We start from the raw sequence: 2,985 nt of genomic DNA on the forward strand, positions 1-2,985 counted from the left end.
AATAACCACGCCGCCGGTAATGGTGGCAGCGACACATTCCCCTGGAGCAAAACAGATAGAGAAAAGGTTATCACCGATAAAAGCAAAAACGAACAATAATGTCCGCGTCTTCTCCCTCAAATATAACCAGACATTCACTCACCACGATCGCCACAGAGCTGGCATCACAGATAGCCAGGCAGTCAATGCCTGGCTCTTCTCAAATACATATTGTTCAGGGTACCGGACCTACGCAATTGTTTGTGAGCAATGGCAGCCGCCTGCATAAAATTTCTCCCGACACAGCTCAACATTTTCAACAGTTAATTGCACAACAAAACGAAACAGCTATTCAGGAAACGTTAGTCAACATGGGACTGCACACTGCCCCGCTCATTGACGATATCCCCCTGAAAAGCCCACCCGTATATGCGCTCTCCCTGGCCATTGCCCAGAAATGCAATATGGGCTGCACCTACTGCTACGCGGATCAGGGCGACTTTGGCGGGCCGGCGAAAAATATGCAGCTGGATACGGCCAAAGCATCCATCGACCTGTTGTTGAGAGATGTGCCGGCAGGAGGCAAAGTACAACTCACCTTCCTCGGAGGCGAACCGCTGATCAACCGGAAGTCGCTGCAGGCAGCCACTGTATACGCAGCAGAACAGGGGGTACAAAAAAATGTAACCGTCAACTACTCGCTCACCACCAACGGTACTTTATTAAAACCATCGGATGCTGATTTCTTTGAAGAACATGGTTTTGCTGTGACGGTAAGTCTGGATGGCATCGGCGAGCAGCATGATCAGCAACGCCCCATGAAAAATGGCGCCGGCACCTATCAACAAATCATCGAAAAAATACAACCACTGCTCAGCAAACAGCAGCGCATGCAGGTATCTGCGAGGGTAACGGTAACGCCTACCCAAAAAGACCTGGGCAATACGCTGCTGGAATTTGTGAACATGGGATTTCACAGCATAGGCTTTTCTCCTTTGCTGCGCGCCGCCAACGGCCGCGATGAAATGACCAAAGCCGATCTGGAAGTGATGCTGGAAGGCATGATTGCCTGCGGATTGCTGTTTGAACAACATGTAATGCAGGGCAAACGCTTTCCTTTTCTCAATATGGTAAATGCCTTAAAGGAAATTGCCAAAGGCACGCACCGCCCCTACCCTTGCGGCGCAGGAGCAGGATACATGGGCGTTTCTGCGGATGGCGACATGTTTGCCTGTCACCGGTTCGTAAATGAACCCGCTGGCAAAATGGGCAACATCTACGACGGCGTAGATGCTACGCTGCAAAATAACTGGTTGTCATCCCGGCACGTGCATCAGCAGGAACCCTGCAACAGCTGCTGGGCGAAATACTTATGCGGAGGTGGTTGTCATCATGAAGTACTGGAAAAAGGCCGCCATGCCTGCGATTATATCCGTGGCTGGCTGCATTATACCATGCAGGCGCATGAGCGGTTAAGCAGACTGGCGCCCGAATGGTACCGGTAGACTAACGTCAAGCACTATACGACATCAGTAGTACCGGCAGACTAACGAGTATCGCTACACGACATTATATAACGACGAGTACTATACGACATTTCCGTCATTACATTAAAACATACCATTTACTATACGGCAGAAAAATACATGGAATCATACGACATACTGATCATTGGCGCAGGCCCGGCAGGAACATGCGCTGCGCTGCGCCTGCTCTCATTGGGCTATCGGGTGGCCATGGCGGAAAGTGAAGTCTTTCCCCGGCCACAGATTGGCGAATCCCTTTCTCCAGGCATCCACCATATTTTTGATTACCTGGGTGCGGCACATTTGCTGCAGGAATCACATTGCCAGCACCAGCTACCGGCACAGGTAATATGGGAATCAAAAAAACCGCAGTTGCTGACACCGCAGCTGCGGGGGCACGGAGCCATGGTAGACAGAGGCTTGCTGGATAAAGGTTTGCTGGACCTCGCGGTAACACGTGGCCTTCAATTGTTTCAACCCGCAAAATATGAAAGCAGTGAACATAATGGGAAAAACTGGCAGGTAAACATCCGGCTATTGAAGGGGGTGCTGACTTTGCAGGCGCAGTTTGTACTGGATGCCCGCGGTAAGCGGGGTATACAACAGCCGCAACGACTGCTTACGGCGCCGCCTATGGTAGGCATCTGGGCCTATCTGCCCGCCAGCCGCATGCCTGCCCACACCTGTGTGGAAGCCGTTGAAAATGGCTGGATCTGGGGTGCGCCCCTGCACGATGGCCGGTTCCGCATCATTACGTTTACAACGCCTGACTCCATCAAACGGCAACGCCCACACGCTGTTTATAACAGTTTGCTGCAACAATCGCATTTGTTCCGGCAAGACCGGGAAATGCATCCCTCACAATCCTGTGCAGTAGCGGTGTATGCGCATACCCAACCCTGGCAGCAACACTGGCTGCAACTGGGCGAAGCAGCATTTGCCATTGATCCTCTCTCTTCTACCGGCGTAGAAAAAGCCATGCGCTTTTCTTTACAGGCAGTCATTGCCCTCAACACCATTTTAAAAGGTGGGGACGCTTCGCTGGCGCAACAGTTTTATGAAAACCACCTCATAGAATCCGTTGCCAATCATACGCAATGGACCAGGCAATATTACGGGCAAGCCTGGCCCGGCCCTACGCACGCTTTCTGGAAAGAACACGGCAGTATCTATCTCCCGGAAAAATATATACAAACACCCTTTACGGAAAAACTGGGCAACGCCCTGCGACAGCAAAACACCGCAGCACCGGATTCTCCCGAAAAAACAATAGATATAGCCGACGCCCTGCGGCAACTGTGGAACGGTAACATGCGGGTATCACCAGCCACCAGTTATGTACCCGCCTCCTGTGTGGTAGATGACCACCTGGAAGTAAAAACGGCGATCCGGCATCCCAACCTGCAAAGAGAAATGGCCTACCTGGAACAAATAGAAATTTACCCGCTGCTGAAAATGGTGGCGCATACGCCTACATTCG

General features: G+C 51.6%; 2 protein-coding genes. Both read left to right on the top strand.

The window, feature by feature from the left end:
• The first annotated feature begins 98 nt into the window (after positions 1 to 98).
• Positions 99 to 1,484, top strand: a complete 1,386-nt coding sequence (locus VIP81_RS13805) for a radical SAM/SPASM domain-containing protein (RefSeq protein WP_331961505.1) — start codon at positions 99 to 101, stop codon at positions 1,482 to 1,484.
• Between the two features lie 141 nt (positions 1,485 to 1,625).
• A partial coding sequence (gene qhpG, locus VIP81_RS13810; RefSeq protein WP_331961508.1) for a flavin-dependent monooxygenase QhpG occupies positions 1,626 to 2,985 on the top strand: 1,360 nt, incomplete at its 3' end.

It is taken from the genome of Chitinophaga sp. (assembly GCF_036566945.1).
GTDB lineage: Bacteria > Bacteroidota > Bacteroidia > Chitinophagales > Chitinophagaceae > Chitinophaga.